This is a genomic window from Pseudomonas sp. FDAARGOS_761, assembly GCF_013343155.1.
In the GTDB taxonomy this organism is placed as follows: Bacteria; Pseudomonadota; Gammaproteobacteria; order Pseudomonadales; family Pseudomonadaceae; genus Pseudomonas; species Pseudomonas aeruginosa.
In genome coordinates this window covers 3,707,427-3,730,444 of the sequence record NZ_CP054572.1, presented here as the reverse complement: position 1 = coordinate 3,730,444, position 23,018 = coordinate 3,707,427, and the positions used below count along the sequence as shown (strand labels likewise).

Sequence of the window (23,018 nt, the reverse complement as noted above, 5' to 3'; positions counted from 1 at the left end):
CCCCGGGCGAATGCCCGGGGCGTGAGCGCGGCTGGCGCTCAGGGCAGCTCGCTGCTGGCGTAGAAGGCGCCGAGCACCTTGACCAGGTGCGCCAGGTCATGGCTGCCGGCCAGCTCGCGAATCGAGTGCATGGCGAAGGTCGGCAGGCCTATGTCGACGGTGCGCACGCCGACCTGGCTGGCGGTGATCGGGCCGATGGTCGAGCCGCATCCCATGTCGCTGCGGGTCACGAAGCTCTGCACCGGCACTTCGCTGTCCTGACAGAGGTGGCGGAAGAAGCCGGCGGTTTCGCTGTTGGTGGCATAGCGCTGGTTGCTGTTGATCTTGATCACCGGACCGCCGTTCAGCGCCGGGCCATGGTTGGCGTCGTGCTTGTCGGCGTAGTTCGGGTGTACGCCATGGGCGTTGTCGGCCGAGACCAGCAGCGAGCGCTGGATCGCCCGGCTGAAGGCGTCGCCTTCCGGCAGCAGGCGGCGCAGTACCTGTTCGAGGAACGGACCGTCGGCGCCGCAATGCGAACAGGAACCGACTTCCTCGTGGTCGGTGCAGACCAGGATGCAGTTCTCGTCGCCTTCGGCGTTGAGCAGAGCTTCCAGGCCGGCGTGGCAGGACAGCAGGTTGTCCAGGCGCGCCCCGGCGATGAACTCGTCGTTGAGGCCTACCACCGCGGCGGACTGGGTGTCGTAGAACGACAGCTCGTAGTCCAGTACCACGTCGGCGGTGATGCCGTGCTCGCGCAGCAGCTGTTCGTCGAGCAGCAGGCGGAAGTCGGCGGCCTCGCCCGGCGCCAGTTGGGCGATGATCGGCGGCAGTTCGTTCTGCGCGTTGATCGGCCAACCCTCGTTGGCGGCGCGGTTGAGATGGATGGCCAGGTTGGGGATTACCGCGATGGCCTTGCGGAAGTCGACCAGGCGGCTTTCCAGCTTGCCATTGGCGCGGAAGGTGACGCGCCCGGCCAGTGACAGGTCGCGGTCGAACCAAGGGGCGAAGAGGGCGCCGCCATAGACTTCGACGCCGAGCTGGAGGAAGCCGTTGCGAGCGATCTCCGGGTTCGGCTTGACCCGCAGGCAGGGGCTGTCGGTGTGCGCGCCGACCAGGCGGAAGCCGCTTTCCAGGGGCGAGCGACGGCCCAGGCGGATGGCGATCAGCGACGAGTCGTTACGGGTCACGTAGTAGCGGCCGCCGGCTTCGGTGTGCCAGGCGTCGCGCTCGTCGAGGCGGCGGTAGCCGGCGGCTTCCAGGCGGCGGGCGAGGCTGGCGGTAGCATGGAAAGGCGTGGGCGAGGCCTTGAGGAAATCGATCAGGCCCTGGTTGAGTTCTGCGCGCATAGTGGCTCCGGACGGCAATCCATGCAGTCTATCGTATTGTCCGACGGGGTTCAGGTCGTTGGCGGCGGGGCCGGCCAGAAAAAGCGGAAGCTGGTCGTTGTATGGCAAGACGGGGTACCGGAAATCGGCGGGCGGCGTCCCGGCGGGGAAGGCTCAGAACGGCGCCGGCGACTCGAAGCGCAGGCGTTCGCCGCTCTGCGGATGGGTCAGGCACAGCAGGCTGGCGTGCAGGCACAGGCGTTCGTGGGCGGCGAGGGCTTCGGGGTTGGCGTAGAGGCGGTCGCCGAGCAGCGGATGGCCGATGGAGAGCATGTGCACGCGCAACTGGTGCGAACGGCCGGTGATCGGCGTCAGCTCGACCCTGCTCCAGCGCTCATGACGCTCGACCACACGCCAGAAGGTCAGGGCGTGGCGGCCGTGCTCGAAGTCCACCACGTGACGCGGCTTGGTCGGCGGGTCGTAGCGCAGCGGCAGTTCGATGCGCCCGCTGTCCAGTTCCGGCAGGCCCCAGCAAAGGGCGGTATAGGCTTTCTCGGTCTCGCGGTCGTGGAACTGGCGGGACAGCTCGCGGTGGCTGTCGGCGTCGCGGGCGAGCACCATCAGGCCGGAGGTTTCCCAGTCCAGGCGGTGGACGATGCGGGCCTCGGGATAGCCGTTTTCCTGCAGGCGGGTGACCAGGCAGTCCTTGTTGTCATCGGCGCGGCCGGGCACCGACAGCAGCAGGGTGGGCTTGTCGACCACCAGCAGGGCGTCATCCTGGTGAACGATTCGAATCTGGGACAGCGGCATAGCGAACGGGCTCATCGCCGGGAGGCGGCAGGGAGCCTGGCGGGCAGGCTCGGTGAAACGACTGCGGCGGCCAATGGCCGCCGCAGTATGGACCCTGGGCGAATCAACGATCCGGCAGGGTGATGTTGAGTTCCAGGATCGAGCAGTTGCCCTGGTTCTCCAGTTCCACCTGGATCTGCTCCTGGTCGATCGGTACGTACTTGCGGATCACTTCCAGCAGGTCTTTCTGCAACTGGGGCAGATAATCCGGCTGTGCGCGCTGGCCACGTTCGTGGGCAACGATGATCTGCAGTCGTTCTTTCGCGATGGAAGCGCTGTTCTGCGATTTCCGACTGCGAAAGAAGTCTAAAAGGCTCATTCACGTCCTCCGAACAGTCTTTGCAGGAATCCTTTCTTCTGCACATCGAGGAATCGATGCGGTATTTCCTTGCCGAGCAGGCGGTCGACCGCATCGCTGTACGCCTGGCCGGCGTCGCTCTGCTCGTCGAGGATCACCGGCACGCCCTGGTTCGACGCCTTGAGCACGGCCTGGGATTCCGGGATCACCCCGAGCAGGCGGATGGCGAGGATCTCCTCGACGTCGTCGACGCCGAGCATCTCGCCCTTGGTGACGCGCTCCGGGTTGTAGCGGGTCAGCAGCAGGTGTTCCTTGATCGGCTCCTCGCCTTTCTCGGCGCGCTGCGACTTGCTTGCCAGCAGGCCGAGCATGCGGTCGGAGTCGCGTACCGAGGAAACCTCGGGGTTGGTCACGACGATCGCTTCGTCGGCGAAGTACATGGCCAGGTGGGCGCCTTTCTCGATGCCCGCCGGGGAGTCGCAGATGATGTATTCGAAGTCCTTGCGCAGCTCGGCCATGACTTTCTCGACGCCTTCCTTGGTCAGGGCGTCCTTGTCGCGGGTCTGGCTGGCGGCCAGGACATGCAGGTTCTCGAGGCGCTTGTCCTTGATCAGGGCCTGGGTGAGGGTAGCCTCGCCGTTGACGACGTTGACGAAGTCGTACACCACGCGGCGTTCGCAGCCCATGATCAGGTCGAGGTTACGCAGGCCGACGTCGAAGTCGACGATGACGGTCTTGAAACCGCGCAAGGCCAGGCCGGTGCCGATAGCTGCGCTGGTGGTGGTTTTACCGACGCCACCCTTACCGGAAGTGACTACGAGAATTTTGGCCAAGGTGATTCACCCCAATGAAAAACGTAAGAATTCTGGTCCCTGAAAGTGGCGGCAGTATCCGTTAAAGGCGGGTGATGTTCAACACGTCACCCGACAGGCTGACGTGCACTGCCTTGCCCCACTGCGGGCTGCGTCGCAGGTCCTCCGCGACCTTGTAGTTACCGGCGATGGAGACCAGTTCGGCGGCCAGCTGCTGGCAGAAGATTCGCGCCGTGGCGTCGCCTTTCACGCCGGCCAGTGCGCGTCCGCGCATCGGGCCGTACACATGGATGTTTCCGTCGGCGAGAAGTTCCGCGCCGGGACTGACCGCGGCCAGCACGATCAGGTCGCCGCCGGCGGCGTAGATCTGCATGCCGCCGCGCACCGGAGTCTTCACCACCTTGGTCGGGCGGCTGACGGGCTCGGCGGGCTTCTCTTCCGCCTTGGCCGGCTCGGGCCTGGCTTCACCGGCGCTCGGGCTGGGCTCTTCGGCAGGCTTGCGCGGGGCGCTGTCCTTGATGTCCAGCGGTCGTTCGCGGGCGCCCGAGGGCGGCAGCACCGGCAGGTCCAGGGCCTGGGCGGCGGCGATGTCCTCCTCGCGCCCGGCGCGGATCGCCAGGGTGCGCAGGCCGTGGCGGCGACAGACCTCGAGGAGCGCCGGCAGGTCGAGGCGGCCTTCGCCTTCGGGCAGCTTGTCGAGGGCCATGACCAGGGGGGTGTCGCGGAAGAAGTTGGGCGCTTGCGCCACCTTGTCGGCGAGTTGCCGTTCGAGCCTCGCCAGGTCGTTGTGCGCCAGTTCGAGGATGGTCACCGCGAGCATGCTGCCCTTGAGCTGGAATACGGGGTCTTGATCGAGGAGGTCGGCTTGGCTCATGGGGCTTGTCGGTCGTTGAATTGCAGGGACTTATAACGAGAACGCCGGATGCCCGCAAGCGTGGCAGATAGCCGGGGCGGCATCGATCGGCAACGCGGCGTCCCGCCGGGACGGCGGGCAGGGTAGAATGGCGGGCTTTGATCGTCGTCGGAACCGTCCATGGATCGCCCCCGTTTCTCCAGCGCTTTCCTCCATCCCCGCTACTGGCCGCTCTGGTTCGGCCTGGGGCTGCTCTGGCTGGTGGTGCAGTTGCCTTATCCCGTCCTGCTGATGCTCGGCCGTGGCCTGGGGGCGCTGATGTACCGCTTGGTCGGCTCGCGCCGCGAGATTGCCGCGCGCAACCTCGAACTGTGCTTTCCGGAAAAGTCGCCCGCCGAACGCGAGCGTCTGCTGAAGGAGAACTTCGCCTCCAGCGGCATCGCCTTCTTCGAGATGGCCATGAGCTGGTGGTGGCCGAAGGCGCGCCTGGCCCGTCTTGCCCATATAGAAGGCCTGGAGCATCTGCGCGAGGCCCAGGCCAAGGGCGAGGGGGTGATCCTCATGGCCCTGCATTTCACCACCCTGGAGATCGGCGCGGCGCTGCTCGGCCAGGTGCACACCATCGACGGCATGTACCGTGAGCACGACAACCCGGTGTTCGACTACATCCAGCGCCGTGGCCGCGAGCGGCACAACCTCGATGCCACCGCCATCGAGCGCGAGGACGTGCGCTCGATGCTCAAGGTGCTGCGTGGCGGCCGCGCCATCTGGTACGCACCGGACCAGGACTACGGCGCCAAGCAGAGCCTGTTCGTGCCGCTGTTCGGCATCCCGGCGGCCACCGTCACCGCCACTACCAAGTTCGCCCGCCTGGGCCGGGCGCGGGTGTTGCCGTTCACCCAGAGCCGCCTGGCCGATGGCAGCGGTTATCGCCTGACCATCCACCCGCCGCTGGAGGACTTCCCCGGCGAGAGCGAGGAAGCCGATTGCCTGCGGATCAACCAGTGGGTCGAGCGTTGCGTGCGCCAGCAGCCCGAGCAGTACCTATGGGCGCACCGGCGTTTCAAGACCCGCCCGCCAGGCGAAGCCAAGCTCTATCCGAAACGGCGCAAGCGCTGAGGACGGGCATTCCGGACGCGCGCGGGGTCTGGCTATACTCGCCGCAGTTCATGACGGAAGCCCCGCTGTGTCCGATCCCCTTGCCCCACGTCCGCCGCTCACCGGCCTGATCCTTTCCGGGGGCGGCGCCCGCGCGGCCTACCAGGTCGGCGTCCTGGCCGCCATCGCCGACCTGCTGCCGGACAGCGCCGGCAATCCTTTCCCGGTCATCGTCGGTACCTCCGCCGGCGCCATCAACGCCGTTGGCCTGGCTTGCGGCGCCCTGCAATTCCGCCAGGCGATCCAGCGCCTGACCGCGGTCTGGCAGGGATTCCGCACCGAATATGTCTATCGCAGCGACTGGCCGGGCGTGACCCGCCAGGCCTCGCGCTTCCTCGGCCATAGCCTGCTCGGCCTGGGGCGGCGGGTGCCGGTGGCGTTGCTGGACAACCGGCCGTTGCATGAACTGCTGGCACGTGAGCTGGATTTTTCCGGGATTCACGCGGCGGTGCGCCAGCGCCAGTTGCGCGCGGTGGCGGTGACCGCGTTCGGCTACGAGTCGGGGCAGGCGGTGACCTTCTACCAGGGGCGCGCGACCATCGATCCCTGGGTACGCCATCGGCGCCTGGGCATTCCCACCCGCCTGGAGCTTCGGCACCTGCTGGCCAGCGCGGCGATCCCGCTGCTGTTCCCGCCGGTGCGGATCAACCGCGAATACTTCGGCGACGGCGCGGTGCGTTCCCAGGCGCCCATCAGCCCGGCGTTGCACCTGGGCGCCACGCGGGTGCTGGTGATCGGCGTCAGCGGCAACCCGGCCACCGGTGGCGACAGTGCCATGACCGGCCTGCCGCCGTCCGACCGACCGCCGAGCCTGGCGCAGATCGGCGCCCACCTGTTGAACAGCACCTTCATCGACAGCCTGGAAGGCGACATCGAGCAGTTGCAGCGGATGAACCAGATCGGCCAGTTGGTGGCGCCGGAGGTACGCCGCCAGGCGGGTGGGCTGGAGCCGGTGGAGGTATTGCTGGTGTCGCCTAGCCGGCCGCTGGACGAGATCGCCGCGCGGCACTACCGGGAGCTGTCGCGGGTACTGCGGCTTTTCCTGCGCGGTCCCGGAGCGACCCGCGCCAGCGGGGCGGGGGTATTGAGCTACCTGTTGTTCGAGCGCGGCTATTGCAGCGAACTGATCGAACTGGGCTACCACGATGCGATGGGCAAGCGGGCGGAACTGGAGCGCTTCCTGCGGATCGAGCGGTAAACCTTGTTCAAACCTTATTCAGGACGGGGCAGGCGGAAGGAAAAAGCCGCCCCGAAGGGCGGCTCGCGCACGGCTCAGACGGCCAGGACACCGTCGCGATAGTCGCGTAGCGCCTGCTCGATTTCCTCGCGGCTGTTCATCACGAACGGGCCGTACTGGACGATCGGCTCGCGCAACGGCTTGCCGGCGAGAACCAGTACCCGGGCGCCGGCTTCGCTGCGCAGGCTCAGTTCCCCTTCTTCGGACAGCCGAGCCAGGCGATTGGTGGCGATTTCCACCGGGCGTTCGCCTTCCACCGTCAGGCTGCCTTCGTAGACGTACAGCAGCACGCGATGGCCGTCCGGCAGGCGCGGGGCGATGCGGCCGCCGGCAGGCAGTTGCAGGTCGTAGTAGTGCGGCTCGGTGTCCGGCCTTTCCACGGCGCCGATCTGCTGCGCCTGGCCGTCGTCGAAGCGACCGGCGATCACCGTGACCTTCACGCCTCCGGCGGTTTCCAGGCGCGGCACGTCTTCCGGCTCGATATCGCGATAGCCGGCTGGGGCCAGCTTGTTCTTCGCCGGCAGGTTGACCCACAGCTGGAAGCCACGCATCGCGCCTTCCACCTGTTCCGGCATCTCGCTGTGGATGATGCCGTGGGCGGCGGTCATCCACTGTACGCCGCCGGGCTTGAGCAGGCCGCGATTGCCGAGGTGGTCTTCGTGGCGCATGCGTCCTTCGAGCATGTAGGTCACGGTCTCGAAGCCGCGGTGCGGGTGCGAAGGGAAGCCGGCGACATAGTCGTCCGGGTTCTGGGTATCGAACTGGTCGAGCATCAGGAACGGATCGAAGCGTTCCGGGGACGGGCCGCCGATCACGCGGGTCAGGCGGACGCCGGCGCCATCGGAGGCGGGGTGGCCGGTATGCAGTTCGAGGACATCACGGTAGCGGGTCATGGGAACCTCCTGGTTCGTGTATGGCTCGATGATAGTCCTCTCTGGTCGATATATGGTTGCGAGTTTTATGTGATTCCTATCGATTTATTGAATTGTTTTGAGGAAAAGAAACCGCCGCACAGGGCGACGGTTCTTCGTCTCACTCGGCGATCTGCAGCTTGCGCGCCTCGGTATAGATGTAGCGCAGTTTCTCGTACTCGAACGGCGAGTTCATCTGGCCGTAGCGGAAGCTGGTGTTGTAGCGCCTGTCCACCACGCGCAGGGCGGTGATCTCCGGGTGGTCGCCGCTGGCCTGGGGAACGTTGAGGTAGTTCACCTGGTATTCGCCGACGTAGTCCACCACCAGTCCGCCGGTGTCGCGCAGGTTGGACGGGCCGAGGATCGGCAGCATCAGGTAGGGGCCGCCGCCCACGCCGTAGAAGCCGAGGGTCTGGCCGAAATCCTCGCTGCGCTTGTGCAGGCCCATCTTGGTCGCCGGGTCCCACAGGCCGAGCACGCCGAAGGTGGTGTTGAACAGCAGCCGCGCGGTGGTTTCCATCGCCGCCTTGCCCTTCAACTGGGCGAGGTTGTTCAGCAGGTTGGGCACGTCGCCGAGGTTGTCGAAGAAATTGCTCACGCCGCTGCGGACGAAGTGCGGGGTGACGTACTCGTAGCCTCGTACCACGGGCAGGAACACCCACTCGTCGAAGCGATAGTTGAAGTGGTAGACCCGGCGGTTCCAGGATTCCCAGGGATCGTACATGTTCAGTGCGTCGAGGGTGGCGCGCTCGAATTCGCGTTGATCCAGGCCGGGATTGAACTTGAGTTGGTCCAGCGGACGGCTGAAACCGTCGCCGTCGAGCTGGCGTGGCGGCAGTTCGACCGGCGCGGCGGCCTCGTCGGCCTGGGCGCTGGCGGCTGCGCTCAGCAGAAGGGCGAACATCCAGTGTGCGGTTCGGCTCATCGATCAGTTTCCTGCCTGCTGGGTGAGGGCCGCGCTGGCGACCTGGGTCTGTCCGGCGGCGGGCGTGGCGAAGAAGTCCAGCATGTCCTGCGCGTTGACCTTGTAGTTGAGGTTGCCGCAGTGACCGCCATAGGGATAGACGGTCAGGCGTTCGCCGAAGGTCCGGCGAAGGAAACCGAGGTCGCCCGGGCCGAGGATGACGTCGTCGGCGTTGTGCATCACGGCGATCTTCGGGCTGTCGTGCAGATAGTCCTGCAGCTTGTAGAGGCTGACCTGGTTGACCAACTGGGTCAGGCTGCCGCCGTCGTAACGGGCTCGCCACATCGGGATCAGTTGCTCGGTCATGTAGCACTCGAAGTCGCACTGCAGCGCGCGCTTGAAGAAGGGCTCCAGGCTGGTGCCTTCGTTGATCGGGTAGTTCGGCGGGGTGATCAGGCCGCGACGGTTGACCAGGTCCGAGGTGAAGGCGATGTCGGCGGCGGAGAAACGGAACGAGGTGCCGATCAGCATGGCCATTTCCTCGTTGCTCAGGCGCTGCTTCGACTGCTGGAAGTCGTAGAGCATGGCGTCGTTGATGTCGACGTAGCCTTTCTGCCGGAAGTAGCGGGTCAGCTTGCTCAGCACCACCTCGTAGAAGGTGCGCGAGTCGGTGATGCCCTTGACCTGGGTTTCCACCAGTTTGTCGAGGTTGCTCACCGAGGTGTAGAGGTTCACCGGTGGATTGAGCAGCAGCACCTTCTTGAAGTTGAAGCTCTGGCGGCTTTCGTCGAGGTGGCTGACGAACGCGGCGTTCAGCGCCCCCAGGCTATAGCCGGTGAGGTAATAGTCGGTCACCGGCAGGTCGCGCTGCTGCGCGCGCACCGCCTGCATCACCCGGTACAGGTCATCGGCGTCGTCGCTGGAAAAGCCCGGTGTGGCGAAGCGCGAGGCGCTGGCCATGAAGTCCCAACTGGTCGGCGAGGACAACTGCACCACGTGGTAGCCGGCCTGGTAGAAGAGCTTCTTCAGGTATTCCGGGTAGCTGCTGGCATAGTGCGCGCCAGTCCCGGCGATGATGAAGATCAGCGGCGCCGCATGATCCTGGCGGGCCAGGCGGTAGCGCAGCTTCTTCACCGGCCAGAAGTTGTCCGGCAGGGCGAACTCGCGCTCCGGGCGCAATTTCAGGCTGTAGTCCTTCTGGTCGATGTCCTCGCTGTGCGGAAGCTCGGGACGCAGTTCCGGCGGCGTGGTGGCGATGGTCGCCTCGAACGGGTTGGTCAGTGGATAGCCGTAGCTCGCGGCGTCCACGTCCCGGGCCTGCGCCAGATTGGCACAACCGAGGGCGAGGCCGCCGAGCAGGGCAGCGAAACGGAGGAAGTGGGGCATCGGGGGAATCCCTTCGAGGGAAAAGTACTGAGTGAATATACTGCCGCTATGACAACTGCAAGCCTCAGTAGTGCAGTGGGTTATTGCAGCCAGCGTTCCAATCGGTCTTTCCCGCCTCTTGCCGTGCCTCGCGAATATCCCTTCAGGCGTGGCGGTGCAGCCAGCCGTGGGCGCTAGCCGGGCGCGGCGCGCCGTCTTTCTCGAAGCGTTTCCAGATCTTCTCGTGGAAGTAGAAACCGACCGAGTTGCACAGCGGCTCGACCGCCGCCACCAGCCCGCCGACCGCTATGCTGCCGGTCAGCGCATAGGCCACGCTGAAGGCGATGATGAAGTGCATGACGGTGAAAGTCAGGGTCTTGAGCATGGTGGCTCTCCTTTAACGAGAATCGTTCCTCTTTGTAGGGAGCCTATCCAGGCGGCCGGCCAAGCGGAAATCGGCCTGTCCAATCGAGGGCATAGAGCGCTTCGATCGCACCGTCGCGGAGCACATCCGTTGCGGGCCGCAGCGCAGTTCGGGACATGTCGTTATCGGGTGCGATGGGTGTCGTTCTCAGAGCAGTCCGCCGTCCGGGCGCGCCGATGATGGACGGCGGCACCGCAGAGTGCCGCGACCGCCGGGGAGCGTCCCCGGCGGCATAGAACAAGGGGTACGTCTGATGCGAATGATGCGACGACTGTTGTGCTGGAGTGCGGGCCTGGCAATGTCGGCGGCGGTGGGGATGGCGGCCGCGGCGGACAAGCCGGTGATCACCATCGGTTACGTGGACGGCTGGTCGGACAGCGTGGCGACCACCCATGTGGCCGCCGAGGTGATCCGCGAGAAGCTCGGCTACGAGGTGAAGCTGATGCCGGTGGCGGCGGGGATCATGTGGCAGGGCGTGGCGCGCGGCAAGCTCGATGCCATGCTCTCGGCCTGGCTGCCGGGCACCCACGGCGCCTACTACGAGAAGATGAAGGACAAGGTGGTCAACCTTGCCATCAACTACCCGGACGCACGCATCGGCCTGATCGTCCCCGAATACGTGAGCGCCAACAGCATCGCCGACCTCCAGGCGCAGAAGGACGCTTTCGGCGGCCGCGTGGTGGGCATCGATGCCGGCGCCGGGGTGATGATCAAGACCGACGAGGCGATCAAGCAATATGGCCTCGACTACAAGCTGGTGGCCAGTTCCGGCAGCGGCATGATCGCCGAGCTGACCCGTGCCGAGAACGAGAAGAAGCCGGTGGTGGTGACCGGCTGGATTCCGCACTGGATGTTCGCCAAGTGGAAGCTGAAGTTCCTCGACGATCCGAAGAAGGTCTATGGCGATACCGAGCATGTCGACACCGTCGCCAACCCGGCGCTGGAGGCCAAGGCCAAGCCGGTCTGGGAATTCCTGAAGAAGTTCGGCTGGAAGGATGGCAACGAGGTTGGCCAGGTGATGCTGGCGATCCAGGAGGGCGCCAAACCCGAGGATGCGGCGAAGCAGTGGGTGGCGGCCAACCCGGGACGGGTCAAGGACTGGGTGCAGTAGCACGGCTGGTTCGATTGGGGAACGCCGTGCCCGGGCAACCGGGCACGGCGTTTTTCCTTGCCGAAGGCTGGCTCCGGAATCTGCCGGAAGGCCCGGGAATGCCGGTCTAGAGCGGCTGGCGAAACGCTACGACTAAAGTCGTCTGGAGCGCTTGCACCAGCGTCCTACAGTGGATATCGACGACATTCCGCGTCACCCCGCTGTGAGGATAAAAACAATGAACGACAGCATCTACCAGCGGATTGATACCAATCCGCGCTTCAAGGAGTTGGTGGCCAAGCGAGAGCGTTTCGCCTGGATACTTTCTTCGATCATGCTTGGCCTCTACGTGATATTCATCCTGCTGATCGCTTTCCAGCCGCAGCTGCTGGGCGCGCGTATCAGTCCCGATTCGTCCGTGACCTGGGGCATCCCGATGGGGGTCGGACTGATCCTTGCCGCGTTCATCCTGACCGGCCTGTACGTGCGTCGCGCCAACGGCGAGTTCGACAGCCTGAACCAGGAAATCCTCAAGGAGGCGCAGCAATGATCGCTCGTCTCCTTGCCGCGCTCGGCCTTGCGGCCTTCGCTCCAGCCCTCTGGGCCGACGCGCTGACCGGCGACGTGCAGCGCCAGCCGCTGAACGTCTCGGCCATCGTCATGTTCGTCGCCTTCGTCGGCGCGACCCTCTGCATCACCTACTGGGCATCCAAGCGCAACCGCTCGGCGGCCGACTACTATGCCGCAGGCGGCCGCATCACCGGCTTCCAGAATGGCCTGGCGATCGCCGGCGACTACATGTCGGCGGCATCCTTCCTGGGTATTTCGGCGCTGGTCTTCACTTCCGGCTACGACGGCCTGATCTACTCGATCGGCTTCCTGGTCGGCTGGCCGATCATCCTCTTCCTCATCGCCGAGCGCCTGCGCAACCTGGGCAAATACACCTTCGCCGACGTCGCCTCCTACCGTCTCAAGCAGAAGCAGATCCGCACCCTCTCGGCCTGCGGCTCGCTGGTGGTGGTGGCGTTCTACCTGATCGCGCAGATGGTCGGCGCCGGCAAGCTGATCGAGCTGCTGTTCGGCCTCAACTATCATGTCGCGGTGGTCCTGGTGGGCATCCTGATGGTGCTCTACGTGCTGTTCGGCGGCATGCTGGCGACCACCTGGGTGCAGATCATCAAGGCCGTGCTGCTGCTCTCCGGCGCCTCGTTCATGGCGATCATGGTGCTCAAGCACGTCAACTTCGACGTCAGCACGCTGTTCTCCGAAGCCATCAAGGTGCATCCGAAGGGCGAGGCGATCATGAGTCCGGGCGGCCTGGTCAAGGATCCGATCTCGGCATTCTCCCTGGGCTTCGCGCTGATGTTCGGCACCGCCGGGCTGCCGCACATCCTGATGCGCTTCTTCACCGTCAGCGACGCCAAGGAAGCGCGCAAGAGCGTGTTCTACGCCACCGGTTTCATCGGCTACTTCTACATCCTGACCTTCATCATCGGTTTCGGCGCGATCCTGCTGGTCAGCACCAACCCGGACTTCAAGGACGCCACCGGCGCCCTGATCGGCGGCAACAACATGGCGGCGGTGCACCTGGCCGACGCGGTGGGCGGCAGCCTGTTCCTCGGCTTCATCTCGGCGGTGGCCTTCGCCACCATCCTCGCGGTGGTCGCCGGGCTGACCCTGGCCGGGGCCTCGGCCGTCTCCCATGACCTGTACGCCAGCGTGTTCAAGGGCGGCAAGGCCAACGAGAAGGACGAGCTGCGGGTCTCGAAGATGACCACCGTGGCCCTGGGCGTGGTCGCCATCGTGCTCGGCATCCTCTTCGAGAAGCAGAACATCGCCTTCATGGTCGGCCTGGCCTTCTCCATCGCCGCCAGCTGCAACTTCCCGGTGCTGCTGCTCTCCATGTACTGGAAGAAGCTGACCACCCGCGGCGCCATGATCGGTGGCTGGATGGGCCTGATCACCGCGGTGGGCCTGATGGTCCTCGGCCCGACCATCTGGGTGCAGATCCTCGGCCACGAGAAAGCCATCTACCCGTACGAGTACCCGGCGCTGTTCTCGATGATCGTCGCCTTCGTCGGTATCTGGTTCTTCTCCATCACCGACAAGTCGGCGGCGGCCGACGAGGAGCGGGCGCGCTTCTTCCCGCAGTTCATCCGTTCCCAGACCGGCCTGGGCGCCTCTGGCGCGGTGGCCCACTAAGCGCTACGTGAAGGCGTAGCCCGAGGCGGCGGCCGGGTTTCCGGTCCGCCGCCTTTCGTTTCAGCGTCCCGGCCACAGCGAGATGAGCCATGCCTGACAGTTTCAACTTCGCCTCGCCACCCTTCGACCAGTTGCGCCCCCATCAACGCGAGACCTTCAAGCAGGCTCTCAGCGTCGGCTACTATGCGCCGGGGGAAACCTTGCTGGAGGCCGGCTCGGCGGTCCCCGGGCTGTTCGTCCTGCTCAAGGGCGTGGTCGAGGAGCGCGGCGACGACGGGCGGGTATTCGCCCAATACGCCGCGGACGACCTGTTCGACGTCCGCGGGCTGTTCTCCGGCAGCAGCAAGCACCGCTACCTGGCGATCGAGGAAAGCATCGTCTACGAACTGCCGGCCAGTTGCTTCCACCAGTTGTGCGGGGAGAACCCGGGTTTCGCCCGGTTCTTCCAGGCCGACCTGGCGGCCAAGCGCCAGTTGGCCCAGCGCGACGGGCAGAACCTTGCCGAGTTCATCCTTACCCGCATCGCCCGCGAGCACTTGCTGCCGGCGCTGGAGGTGGAGGCCTCGCTGTCCCTCGGCGACGCCGCGCGCCTGCAATTGAGCCACGGCGCCGATGCCCTGCTGGTGCGGCTGGAGAGGGACGGGTCCGAACTCGGCATCGTCACCCGCACCGACCTCATGAGCGCGCACTTCCGCGACGGGCGCAGCGAGCTGGAGGCGATCGGGCCGTTGGCCCATGGTCCGCTGGCCAGCGTCGAACTGGGCGATTTCCTGTTCGACGCGATGATCCTCATGACGCGCCAGCGTATCGAGCGGGTCGCGGTCACCGAGGACGGCCAGGTGATCGGCCTGTTGCACCTGACCCAGGTGCTCAGCCTGTTCTCCACCCATTCCCACGTCCTGGCGCTGCGCATCGCCCGCGCCGACGACCTCGGCGACCTGCGCCGCTGCGCGGAAACCCTGGACACCCTGATCGCTACCCTGGCCGGCAACGGTATCCGCCTGCGCTTCATCATGCAGCTGGTCAGCGCGCTCAACGAGCAATTGCTCGAACGGCTTTTCGAACTGTTGCTGCCGCCAACCCTGCGCGGGCGCTGCTGCTTGCTGGTGATGGGCAGCGAAGGACGCGGCGAGCAGTTGCTGAAGACCGACCAGGACAATGCCCTGGTCCTGGCCGACGATCTGCCGCAGGAACAGGCCCTGGCGATGATGCAGCGCTTCAGCGCGGCCTTGCTGGAGTTCGGTTATCCGCCCTGTCCCGGAGGGGTGATGGCCAGTCGGCCGGAATGGTGCAAGCCGCTGGCGGCCTGGCAGGCGGAGCTGCGCGGGACGCTGCTGGAGGGCAAGCCGGAGCAGCTGTTGCGCCTGTCGATCCTGGCCGATGCCTGGCCGGTGGCCGGTAACCTGCAACTGTTCGAGCCGTTGCGTCGGCAACTGCGCGGTTTCGCCGACGGCGGTGAGCGCTGGCTGGCGGATATCGCGGCAGCGGCCCTGCAATTCGATACGCCGCTGACCTTCCTCGGCCAACTGAAGACCCAGGACGCCCGCCTCGATCTCAAGCGCGGCGGGATCTTCCCCATCGTCCACGGCATCCGCACCCTGGCCCTGCGCGAAGGCCTGGAAACCCGCGGGACCCTGGCACGGATCGAGGCGCTGAAGCGACACAAGGTCCTCGAAGCGCGCCTGGCGGACGACCTGAGCGAGTCTTTCGAGCTGTTCCTGCAACTGCGCCTGACCCGCCAGTTGGCCGGCCAACGCGACGGTCGCCAGCAGGGCCTGGACGTCAGCGGCATGAGCCGCCACGATCGCGACATGCTGCGCTACGGCCTGCATGTGGTGAAGAAGTTCAAGCAGAGCGTGGCCCGTCAATTCCACCTGGAGACCCGATGAACACCATGGTCAAGTTGCCCGACAGCCGCTGGCCGGGCTGGCGCCGCCGGCTGTATTGGTGGATGCACGAGGCGGTCGAGGCGGAGGAAGTGATCTCCCTCGATCTCGAGACCACCAGCCTCGACCCGCGTCGTGCCGACGTCCTCAGCATCGGCGCGGTGCTGGTGCGGCGCGGCAAACTGGTCATGGGCGAGCGCCTGGAACTCTACGTCGAGCCGCCGCCGAGCTTGGACGCGGAGTCGATCCGCATCCACAAGCTGCGCCGCGCCGACCTGGAGGGACAGTTGCAGCTGGAGCAGGCCCTGCGCCAGTTGCTGGCGTTCATCGGCGACCGGCCGCTGCTCGGCTACTACCTGTCGTTCGATGTCGCCGTGCTGAACCGGCACCTGCGCCAGCTCTTCGACCGACAGTTGCACAACCCTTCCATCGAGATTTCGTCGCTGTACCACCGGAAGGTCAGCCGGCATTTTCCCGACGCACACATCGACCTGCGCTTCGACACCCTGGCGCGGGCCCTGGATGTGCCGGTCAGCGGTCGCCATACCGCCCTCGGCGACGCCCAGGCGGTGGCGCTGATGTTCATGCGCCTGCTCAAGGGGCCGGCGCCCAAGGTCATCCACTGAGGCTGGAGGGCGCGGATTTATTGAATCTTCGTTGCTCGGCGGGGGTCGAGAACTACAAGGGCGGAATCTGCCGCCCTTTGCCCCATGAGCCGAACAGGAGCGACGCCCATGAGTCTCGGTACGATTCTTCTGATCATCCTGATCCTGCTGCTGATCGGCGGCCTGCCGGTCTTTCCTCATTCGCGCAACTGGGGCTACGGGCCCTCGGGGATCGTCGGCGCATTGCTGGTGGTGCTGTTGGTCCTGTTGCTGCTGGGCATGATCTAGGGCCCGATCGGGAATGCCGTCGTGGTTGTCCGCCGTCGCGACGGGTATCGGCGGATAACGCCTCCGGCGTTATTTGCCATACGCGGAGGGTTCCCAGCTTTCGCTCCGCCGTTGCGGCGGGATATCGGCGGATAACGCCGTTGGCGTCATGCGCTCTACGTAGGATGGTTCGAAGCCTTCGCTTGGTGAAGGGCGGTTTCATCGCGGGGTCCGCCGGGCGCTTTTTTTCCATCGACCGGCTTCACTTGCCTTGCGTCTCGCGCCAGACTGGCGCGCATGCCGATCCAGACGCTCGCCACCCTTGCCGATATCGACGCCGCCGAGTGGGACGCCTTGTTGCCTCCCGCCCAGCCATTCCTGCGTCATGCTTTCCTGTCCGCGCTGGAAGACAGCCGCAGCGTGACGCCCGCCACCGGCTGGCGCCCGGCCCATCGCGTGCTGCGCGATCCGCAAGGGCGGCTGTGCGCGGCGCTGCCGGCCTATGTGAAGGCGCACTCGTACGGCGAGTACGTGTTCGACTGGAGCTGGGCCGACGCCTGCCAGCGGGCCGGTATCCGCTACTACCCGAAGCTGCTGGTGGGGGTGCCCTTCACCCCGGTCGCCGGTGCGCGCCTGCTGGGCGAGGACGAAGGGTTGCAGGGGCTGCTCGCGTCCCTTGGCGAGGAGGCCGAGGCGAGCGGTCTATCGAGCATCCATGTGAATTTCACCGACGCCCGGGCGGACACCTTGCTTGCCGCGCGTGACGGTTGGCTCGAACGCCTGGGTTGCCAGTACCACTGGCACAACCGCGGCTATCGGGACTTCCAGGACTTCCTCGAGGCCCTCAGTTCGCGCAAGCGCAAGCAACTGCGCAAGGAGCGCGAGCAGGTCGGCGGACAGGGCATCGAGTTCGAATGGCGGGAAGGCGGCCAGTTGTCCGAGCTGGAGTGGGATTTCGTCTATCTCTGCTACGCCAACACCTACCTGGTGCGCGACCGCGATCCCTACCTGAGCCGCGAGTTCTTCGGCCTGCTGGCCGAGCGCATGCCGGAGGCGATCCGCGTGGTCTTCGCCCACCAGCGCGGCAAGCCGGTGGCGATGGCGTTCAGCCTGGTCGCTGGAGATACCCTGTACGGGCGCTACTGGGGATGCCTGGCCGAGTTCGACCGGCTGCACTTCGAGACCTGCTTCTACCAGGGCCTGGAATTCGCCATCGGCGCCGGCCTGGCGCGCTTCGACGCCGGCGCCCAGGGCGAACACAAGCTGATCCGCGGTTTCGAGCCGGTGCTGACGCGCTCCTGGCACTACCTGGCGCATCCCGGTCTGCGCGATGCCGTGGCGCAGTTCCTCGAACAGGAGCGGGCGGGAGTGCGCGCCTACGCCGAGGAGGCCCACGGCCTGTTGCCCTACCGCCAGGCCTGAAGGGAGCCGGAACGATAGGGCGTGGCGTCAGCTCAGCCGTTGCTGGTGCTGCCGCCCCATTCGAGGAAGCGGATCTTGTGCAGCTCGCCGCTATGGTCCTCGTAGACCACGGTCACCGGCACTACGCCGGTCCTGGTCGAATTGTCGGTACGGTGCAGGACATTCTTCACGTCCAGTTGCATGCCGTAGTGGTATTCCTCGACCGGCAGGCCGCGGCCCGGGTCCTTGTCCACGTCCTGGGCGAAGGCCATGGGGGCGAGGCTGGTGATGACGGCGGACACGACAGAGGCAAGTTTCATTCTGTGATTCTCCGTAGCGATGGGGCGAAACCCCCGGTACCGAGCACTGGCATCCTTGGTCGTCCGTGGCCGACGCCAGGTGGACGGGGACGATGCGGCAGGCGTCGGGATCGAGCCGGGGCACGGGTTCGATAAGAACACCGTTTCGCTGGCGGAAAAAATCGAAGCGCGTGCTAGTCGAGATCGACGGCGGTGATGATTGCCGCGCAAAGGCCCGTTGCAGAGCCTTTGACAAGGTCACCCAAGCCGGGCGGCGCGAGCCGCCGCCCGGTGCCGAGGCTTCAGTCGACGCCGACGAAGCCGCCGGTCTGGTGTTGCCAGAGGCGCGCATAGAGGCCGCCATGGGCGAGCAACTCGGCATGCGTGCCGCTTTCGGCGATGTGGCCCTTGTCCAGCACCACCAGACGGTCCATGCGCGCAATGGTCGACAGGCGGTGGGCGATGGCGATCACCGTCTTGCCCTGCATCAGGGTCTCCAGGCTTTCCTGGATCGCCGATTCGACTTCCGAGTCCAGCGCCGAGGTTGCTTCGTCGAGGATCAGGATCGGCGCGTCCTTGAGCAGCACCCGGGCGATGGCGATACGCTGGCGCTGGCCGCCGGAGAGCTTCACCCCGCGTTCGCCGACGTGGGCGTCGAAGCCGCGGCGGCCCTCGGCGTCGCTGAGCAGCGGGATGAACTCGTCGGCGCGGGCCTTGCGCACCGCTTCCATGAGTTCCGCGTCGCTGGCGCCGGGGCGGCCGTAGAGCAGGTTGTCGCGGATCGAGCGGTGCAGCAGCGAGGTGTCCTGGGTGACCATGCCGATCTGCGCGCGCAGGCTTTCCTGGGTCACCCCGGCGATGTCCTGGCCATCGACCAGGATGCGTCCGCTCTCCAGGTCGTACAGGCGCAGCAGCAGGTTGACCAGGGTCGACTTGCCGGCGCCGGAAGGTCCGACCAGGCCGATCTTCTCGCCGGGCCGGACCTTCAGGTCGAGACCCTGGATCACGCCGCTGCCCTTGCCGTAGTGGAAGGCGATGTGCTCGAACTCCACCTCGCCGCGCTCTACCCGCAGCGGCTGGGCGTCCTCGCGGTCGACCACCTTGCGCGGCAGGGCGATGGTCTGCATGCCATCCTGGACCTGGCCGATGTTCTCGAAGATGCCGCCGACCACCCACATGATCCAGCCGGACATGTTGTTGATGCGGATCACCAGCCCGGTGGCCAGGGCGATGGCGCCCACCGAGATCAGCTCCTGGCTCCACAGCCACAGGGCCAGGCCGGTGGTGCCGGTGATCAGCACGCCGTTCATCACCGTGATGGTCACGTCCATGGAGGTCACTACGCGCCCGGCGCGTTGCGACTTGAGGGTCTGGTCGCCGATCGCTTCGCGGGCGTAGTCCTCTTCCTGGCGGGTGTGGGCGAACAGCTTCAGCGTGGTGATGTTGGTGTAGCCGTCGACGATCCGCCCCATCAGCTTCGAGCGCGAATCCGAGGCCTCCACCGAGCGGCGCTTGACCTGGGGAACGAAGTAGGCGAGGGCGCCGACGTAGGCGAACACCCACAGCACCAGAGGGATCATCAGGCGCCAGTCGGCCTCGGCGAACAGCACCAGGGCGCTGACGGTATAGATCAGCACGTGCCAGAGGGCGTCCACCACCTGCACCGCCGAATCGCGCAACGAGTTGCCGGTCTGCATGATGCGCTGGGCGATGCGCCCGGCGAAATCGTTCTGGAAGAAGCCGAGGCTCTGCTTGAGCACGTAGCGGTGGTTCTGCCAGCGGATCAGGTTGGTCATGCTCGGGTTGATGCTCTGGTGCACCAGCATGTCGTGCAGGGCGTTGAACAGCGGGCGCAGGACCAGCGCCACCACCGCCATCCAGATCAGTTCGTTGGCGTGCACGCGGAAGAATTCCGCGCTGGGCGTGCTCTGGGCGAGATCGACGATGCGGCCGAGGTAGCTGAACAGCGCCACCTCGATCAGCGCGACGATCAGGCCGACCGCCAGCAGGGCCAGGAACACCGGCCAGACCTGGCGCAGGAAGTAGACATAGAAACGCAGCACTTCGCTGGGCGGCATGCGTTCGGAAGCGCTGCGGAACGGGTCGATCAGACGTTCGAAACGACGATAAAGCATGATGGCTCTCTTCTGGAGCGGGCCCGTCCTGGGCCCGCCGGATCAAGCCCCTGCGGCTGGACTCAGAGGCGTTTGGCGGACAGGATCACCACGTCGTCGCTCGGCACGTCGGCGAAGCCGTTGCGGCGGGTGGTGGGAACCTTGGCGATCTGGTCGACCACGCCCATGCCACGCACCACCTTGCCGAACACGGCATAGCCGAAGTCGCGGGCACCATGGTTGAGGAAGTCGTTGTCGGTCAGGTTGATGAAGAACTGGCTGGTGGCCGAATCGACCACGCCGGTGCGGGCCATGGCGAGGGTGCCGCGCTCGTTGAGCAGGCCGTTGTCGGCCTCGTTCTTGATCGGTGCGCGGGTCTTCTTCTCCTGCATGCCGGCGCTGAAGCCGCCGGTCTGCACCATGAAGCCCGGGATCACGCGGTGGAACAGGGTGCCGTCGTAGTAGCCGCTGTCGACGTACTCGAGGAAGTTCTTCACGCTGATCGGCGCCTTGGTCGGATCGAGTTCTACCTCGATCTCGCCGAGGCTGGTGGCGATCAGGACGTGCGGCTTGGCGGCAGGCGTGGCGGCCAGCAGGGAACCGGCGAAGAGCAGGGTGCAGGTGGCGATCAGGAGACGTTTGAGCATGGTTGTTCCTTGGTTTTATCGATATCGGCGAGGAAGCCGAGCAGGGTGGTGTTGAAAATCTCGGGTTGGTCCATCGGCGTGGCGTGGCGGGAGTCCTCCACCACCACCAGGCGGGCGTCGGCGATCCGCTCGCAATAGGCCTGCTTCAGCGATACCGGCGTGTAGTCGCGATCCGCGCTGATCACCAGGGTCGGACAGGCGATCTCGGCCAATCGTTCCTGCACGCCCCAGCCGATGATCGCGTCGAGGCTGGCCAGGTAGGCGCGCTTGTCGTTCTCCGCCCAGCGTGCCTCGATCTTTTCTCGCAGCCCGGCCTGTTCCGCCTTGGGAAACAACAGCCGGCCGAGGGCGCGGCCGATGGTCCGCAGGCTGAGCAGGCGCGAGAGGAGCCTGCGCTTGGCCACTTCCAGGTGTTCGCGGGGCTTGCGCGGGATGACTTCCGGAGTGCTGTTGACGATGGTCAGGCTGCGCAGCAGGTCGGGGCGGTCGCAGGCCAACTGGAAGCCGATCATCCCGCCCATGCTGATGCCGACCAGGTGCACCGGGCCGCAGCCGAGCCGGTCGAGCAGCGCCGCGCAGTCATCGGCGAAGCCGGCCATGCTGTAGCCGCCGCGCGGCTTGCCGGAGCGGCCGTGGCCACGCAGGTCCGGGACCAGCAGGCGGTAGCGGCCCAGCAGGGCCGGCAGCTGGTATTCCCAGTCGCGGGCGCTCGAACCCAGACCGTGCAACAGCAGGACCGGCGCGCGCTCGGCGGGTCCGGGATGGTCGTCGTAGACGAGGGTGCAGTCGCGGTGCTGGAAGTCAGGCATCTGCGTTCACTCGGCGGCCGGTTCGGGCGCCGCGAAGGGCGCGTTGAGCGGTACGTTGGCGAACGACTTGAGCATTTCCATGAGGATCTGGCTGGCCGGGCCGAGCGGCTTCTCCTTGTTGGTGTAGAGGTAGAAGCGGCTCTGCCGCACGCCGCCCTGGCTCAGCGGCAGCGGCTTGAGTTGGCCGCTCTGCAGTTCGCGCTCGATGATGTGTCGCGGCAGCCAGGCGAAGCCCAGGCCGTTGCCGACGAAGGTCGCCGCGGTAGCCAGGCTGCCCACCGTCCAGCGCTGTTCGGCGCCGAGCCAGCCGTGGTCGCGCGGCTGTAGCCGGCCGCTGTCGCGGATCACCACCTGCATCTGGGTTTCCAGGTCCTGGTGGGTCAGCTCGCGTTGCAGGCGGTGCAGCGGATGGTCGGGGTGGGCCACGGCGACGAACTCGACCACGCTGAGGTCGGCGCCGAGGTGGCCGGGAATGATCAGGCCGCTGATCGCCAGGTCGGCGGCGCCCTGGATCAGCGCTTCCTCGACGCCGGAGAGCACTTCCTCGCGCAGCAGCACGCGACAGCCGCGGCTCTGCGGCATGAAGGCGGACAGCGAGCGGACGATCCGCGCGGTGGGGTAGGCGGCGTCCACCACCAGACGCACCTCGGGCTCCCAGCCCTGTTCCATGTGGTGGGCCAGTTCCTCCAGTTGCCCGGCCTGCTTGACCAGTTGCCGCGAGCGGCGCAGCAGCACTTCGCCGGCCTCGGTCAGCACCGCCTTGCGTCCGTCGATGCGCAGCAGCGGCACGCCGAGCTGTTCCTGCATGCGCGCCACGGTATAGCTGATCGACGATTGCGAGCGGTGCAGGGCTTCCGCGGCCTGGGCGAAGCCGCCGTGGTCGACCACCGCCTGCAGGGTCCGCCATTGGTCCAGGGTTACGCGTGGCGCTTTCATTTCCGCCTCCTCGAATGCAGGGATGCCTCGCCGGCGTTTCCGCGGCCGGCAGGCGATGACGAGTGCGCCGGAGGGGCGACTTCGCTTATCGTGTCGTCGGCATCCTGTACGGGATGGCTGTCCATTCTCTTGACGTACGGGATGCCGTGGTTTTCAGGGTGTTGCCATTTTTCCATCTGTCGCTACCGGGAGTCCGGCCATGAAAAGGCTTTGCTGTTTCGCACTATCGCTGCTGCCCCTGTCCGCTTTCGCCTATCCGATCGAGGTCGACCCGCAACTCAACGGCACCGAGGTCTCCTACAGCACCCAGGACATCGGTCGCGACATGGGCGCCATCCTCCTCACCAACCTGGGTGGCCAGGCGGCAGAGTGCACGGCGGTGTTCCGCAACGGCCCGGAGACCCCGAAAGTGCGCAAGGGCGTGATCCAGCCCGGGCAGAACAGCAACTTCACCGCGCAGTTCGGCCGCGACATCATCAAGTTGCGAATCAAGCTGACCTGCAAGATCGCGAAATAGAGCGTTCTCTCACCGAAAGACTAGGTGTTGCCTGTTTATAAATCAATATGGTCGATATTTAACAGCGGTTTTTTCAACTTTTTAATCGATTAATCATTCTCTACCCTCACCTCCATCGTTGTATCGC

General features: G+C 65.9%; 24 protein-coding genes. 10 read left to right on the top strand and 14 right to left on the bottom strand.

The window, feature by feature from the left end:
• Nucleotides 1-38: 38 nt before the first annotated feature.
• The 5 genes from FOC67_RS17375 to minC form a co-directional block, all read right to left on the bottom strand.
• Nucleotides 39-1,328 (bottom strand): M18 family aminopeptidase, encoded by a 1,290-nt coding sequence (locus tag FOC67_RS17375; RefSeq protein ID WP_003091583.1) that lies wholly within the window; start codon nucleotides 1,326-1,328, stop codon nucleotides 39-41.
• A gap of 153 nt (nucleotides 1,329-1,481) precedes the next feature.
• Nucleotides 1,482-2,117, bottom strand: coding sequence for an RluA family pseudouridine synthase (locus tag FOC67_RS17370; protein ID WP_003091582.1), 636 nt, complete (start codon nucleotides 2,115-2,117; stop codon nucleotides 1,482-1,484).
• Nucleotides 2,118-2,220: 103 nt separating this feature from the next.
• Nucleotides 2,221-2,475, bottom strand: a complete 255-nt coding sequence (gene minE, locus FOC67_RS17365) for a cell division topological specificity factor MinE (RefSeq protein ID WP_003091581.1) — start codon at nucleotides 2,473-2,475, stop codon at nucleotides 2,221-2,223.
• Entirely contained in the window at nucleotides 2,472-3,287 is an 816-nt protein-coding gene (gene minD / locus FOC67_RS17360) for a septum site-determining protein MinD (protein WP_003091579.1), read from the bottom strand. The genes minE and minD overlap by 4 nt, the downstream gene beginning before the upstream one ends.
• A 61-nt stretch (nucleotides 3,288-3,348) precedes the next feature.
• Nucleotides 3,349-4,140: a septum site-determining protein MinC gene (minC, locus tag FOC67_RS17355; protein WP_003114802.1), complete on the bottom strand. Its 792-nt coding sequence runs from the start codon at nucleotides 4,138-4,140 to the stop codon at nucleotides 3,349-3,351.
• Nucleotides 4,141-4,299: 159 nt separating this feature from the next.
• Between minC and FOC67_RS17350 the strand changes: the two genes are divergently transcribed.
• Together FOC67_RS17350 and FOC67_RS17345 are read left to right on the top strand one after the other, a co-directional pair.
• Nucleotides 4,300-5,238, top strand: coding sequence for a lipid A biosynthesis lauroyl acyltransferase (locus FOC67_RS17350; protein ID WP_003091577.1), 939 nt, complete (start codon nucleotides 4,300-4,302; stop codon nucleotides 5,236-5,238).
• A gap of 67 nt (nucleotides 5,239-5,305) precedes the next feature.
• On the top strand, nucleotides 5,306-6,475 hold the full coding sequence (locus tag FOC67_RS17345) for a patatin-like phospholipase family protein (RefSeq protein WP_009313722.1): 1,170 nt from the start codon (nucleotides 5,306-5,308) through the stop codon (nucleotides 6,473-6,475).
• Between the two features lie 74 nt (nucleotides 6,476-6,549).
• On the opposite strand, the gene FOC67_RS17340 is transcribed toward FOC67_RS17345, so the two are convergent.
• The 4 genes from FOC67_RS17340 to FOC67_RS17325 all read right to left on the bottom strand — a co-directional run bounded on the left by FOC67_RS17340 (nucleotide 6,550) and on the right by FOC67_RS17325 (nucleotide 10,079).
• Nucleotides 6,550-7,407, bottom strand: a complete 858-nt coding sequence (locus tag FOC67_RS17340) for a pirin family protein (RefSeq protein ID WP_003116397.1) — start codon at nucleotides 7,405-7,407, stop codon at nucleotides 6,550-6,552.
• Nucleotides 7,408-7,546: 139 nt separating this feature from the next.
• A complete protein-coding gene (locus FOC67_RS17335) occupies nucleotides 7,547-8,350 on the bottom strand; it encodes a VacJ family lipoprotein (RefSeq protein WP_003130440.1) in 804 nt (267 codons plus the stop codon).
• 3 nt (nucleotides 8,351-8,353) lie between these two features.
• Nucleotides 8,354-9,715 (bottom strand): alpha/beta fold hydrolase, encoded by a 1,362-nt coding sequence (locus tag FOC67_RS17330; RefSeq protein ID WP_003091553.1) that lies wholly within the window; start codon nucleotides 9,713-9,715, stop codon nucleotides 8,354-8,356.
• A gap of 142 nt (nucleotides 9,716-9,857) precedes the next feature.
• Nucleotides 9,858-10,079, bottom strand: a complete 222-nt coding sequence (locus FOC67_RS17325) for a DUF2061 domain-containing protein (RefSeq protein WP_003091551.1) — start codon at nucleotides 10,077-10,079, stop codon at nucleotides 9,858-9,860.
• Between the two features lie 292 nt (nucleotides 10,080-10,371).
• Here FOC67_RS17325 and FOC67_RS17320 point away from each other — a divergent pair, with 292 nt between their 5' ends.
• From FOC67_RS17320 to FOC67_RS17290, 7 genes are all read left to right on the top strand, one after another.
• The gene (locus FOC67_RS17320; protein WP_003114808.1) at nucleotides 10,372-11,229 is read left to right on the top strand and encodes a glycine betaine ABC transporter substrate-binding protein; all 858 of its coding nucleotides are present in this window, start codon (nucleotides 10,372-10,374) and stop codon (nucleotides 11,227-11,229) included.
• Nucleotides 11,230-11,446: 217 nt separating this feature from the next.
• Nucleotides 11,447-11,758, top strand: coding sequence for a DUF485 domain-containing protein (locus tag FOC67_RS17315; protein WP_003091547.1), 312 nt, complete (start codon nucleotides 11,447-11,449; stop codon nucleotides 11,756-11,758).
• Entirely contained in the window at nucleotides 11,755-13,410 is a 1,656-nt protein-coding gene (locus tag FOC67_RS17310) for a cation acetate symporter (protein ID WP_003091546.1), read from the top strand. Before FOC67_RS17315 ends, FOC67_RS17310 begins: the two co-directional genes overlap by 4 nt.
• Nucleotides 13,411-13,499: 89 nt before the next feature.
• Nucleotides 13,500-15,299 carry a cyclic nucleotide-binding/CBS domain-containing protein gene (locus FOC67_RS17305; RefSeq protein WP_003091544.1) on the top strand — a complete coding sequence of 600 codons (1,800 nt, stop codon included), beginning with the start codon at nucleotides 13,500-13,502 and terminating at the stop codon, nucleotides 15,297-15,299.
• Nucleotides 15,296-15,922, top strand: coding sequence for a 3'-5' exonuclease (locus FOC67_RS17300; RefSeq protein WP_003109180.1), 627 nt, complete (start codon nucleotides 15,296-15,298; stop codon nucleotides 15,920-15,922). The genes FOC67_RS17305 and FOC67_RS17300 overlap by 4 nt, the downstream gene beginning before the upstream one ends.
• A 108-nt stretch (nucleotides 15,923-16,030) precedes the next feature.
• Nucleotides 16,031-16,189 (top strand): DUF3309 family protein, encoded by a 159-nt coding sequence (locus FOC67_RS17295; RefSeq protein WP_003091542.1) that lies wholly within the window; start codon nucleotides 16,031-16,033, stop codon nucleotides 16,187-16,189.
• Nucleotides 16,190-16,465: 276 nt separating this feature from the next.
• Nucleotides 16,466-17,590: a GNAT family N-acetyltransferase gene (locus tag FOC67_RS17290; RefSeq protein ID WP_003109183.1), complete on the top strand. Its 1,125-nt coding sequence runs from the start codon at nucleotides 16,466-16,468 to the stop codon at nucleotides 17,588-17,590.
• Nucleotides 17,591-17,622: 32 nt separating this feature from the next.
• Here the strand turns inward: FOC67_RS17290 and FOC67_RS17285 are convergent, their stop codons facing one another.
• The 5 genes from FOC67_RS17285 to FOC67_RS17265 all read right to left on the bottom strand — a co-directional run bounded on the left by FOC67_RS17285 (nucleotide 17,623) and on the right by FOC67_RS17265 (nucleotide 22,374).
• On the bottom strand, nucleotides 17,623-17,889 hold the full coding sequence (locus FOC67_RS17285) for a DUF2790 domain-containing protein (RefSeq protein WP_003091540.1): 267 nt from the start codon (nucleotides 17,887-17,889) through the stop codon (nucleotides 17,623-17,625).
• Nucleotides 17,890-18,170: 281 nt separating this feature from the next.
• Nucleotides 18,171-20,003 (bottom strand): ABC transporter ATP-binding protein, encoded by a 1,833-nt coding sequence (locus FOC67_RS17280; RefSeq protein WP_003091539.1) that lies wholly within the window; start codon nucleotides 20,001-20,003, stop codon nucleotides 18,171-18,173.
• A 62-nt stretch (nucleotides 20,004-20,065) separates the two neighbouring features.
• On the bottom strand, nucleotides 20,066-20,629 hold the full coding sequence (gene ppiA, locus FOC67_RS17275) for a peptidylprolyl isomerase PpiA (RefSeq protein WP_003109185.1): 564 nt from the start codon (nucleotides 20,627-20,629) through the stop codon (nucleotides 20,066-20,068).
• Nucleotides 20,611-21,438, bottom strand: a complete 828-nt coding sequence (locus FOC67_RS17270; protein ID WP_003091537.1) for an alpha/beta fold hydrolase — start codon at nucleotides 21,436-21,438, stop codon at nucleotides 20,611-20,613. Before FOC67_RS17270 ends, ppiA begins: the two co-directional genes overlap by 19 nt.
• 6 nt (nucleotides 21,439-21,444) lie before the next feature.
• Nucleotides 21,445-22,374 carry a LysR family transcriptional regulator gene (locus tag FOC67_RS17265; protein WP_003091534.1) on the bottom strand — a complete coding sequence of 310 codons (930 nt, stop codon included), beginning with the start codon at nucleotides 22,372-22,374 and terminating at the stop codon, nucleotides 21,445-21,447.
• 199 nt (nucleotides 22,375-22,573) lie between these two features.
• On the opposite strand from FOC67_RS17265, the gene FOC67_RS17260 reads away from it, so the two are divergent.
• The gene (locus FOC67_RS17260; RefSeq protein ID WP_003091533.1) at nucleotides 22,574-22,891 is read left to right on the top strand and encodes a hypothetical protein; all 318 of its coding nucleotides are present in this window, start codon (nucleotides 22,574-22,576) and stop codon (nucleotides 22,889-22,891) included.
• Nucleotides 22,892-23,018 lie beyond the last annotated feature (127 nt).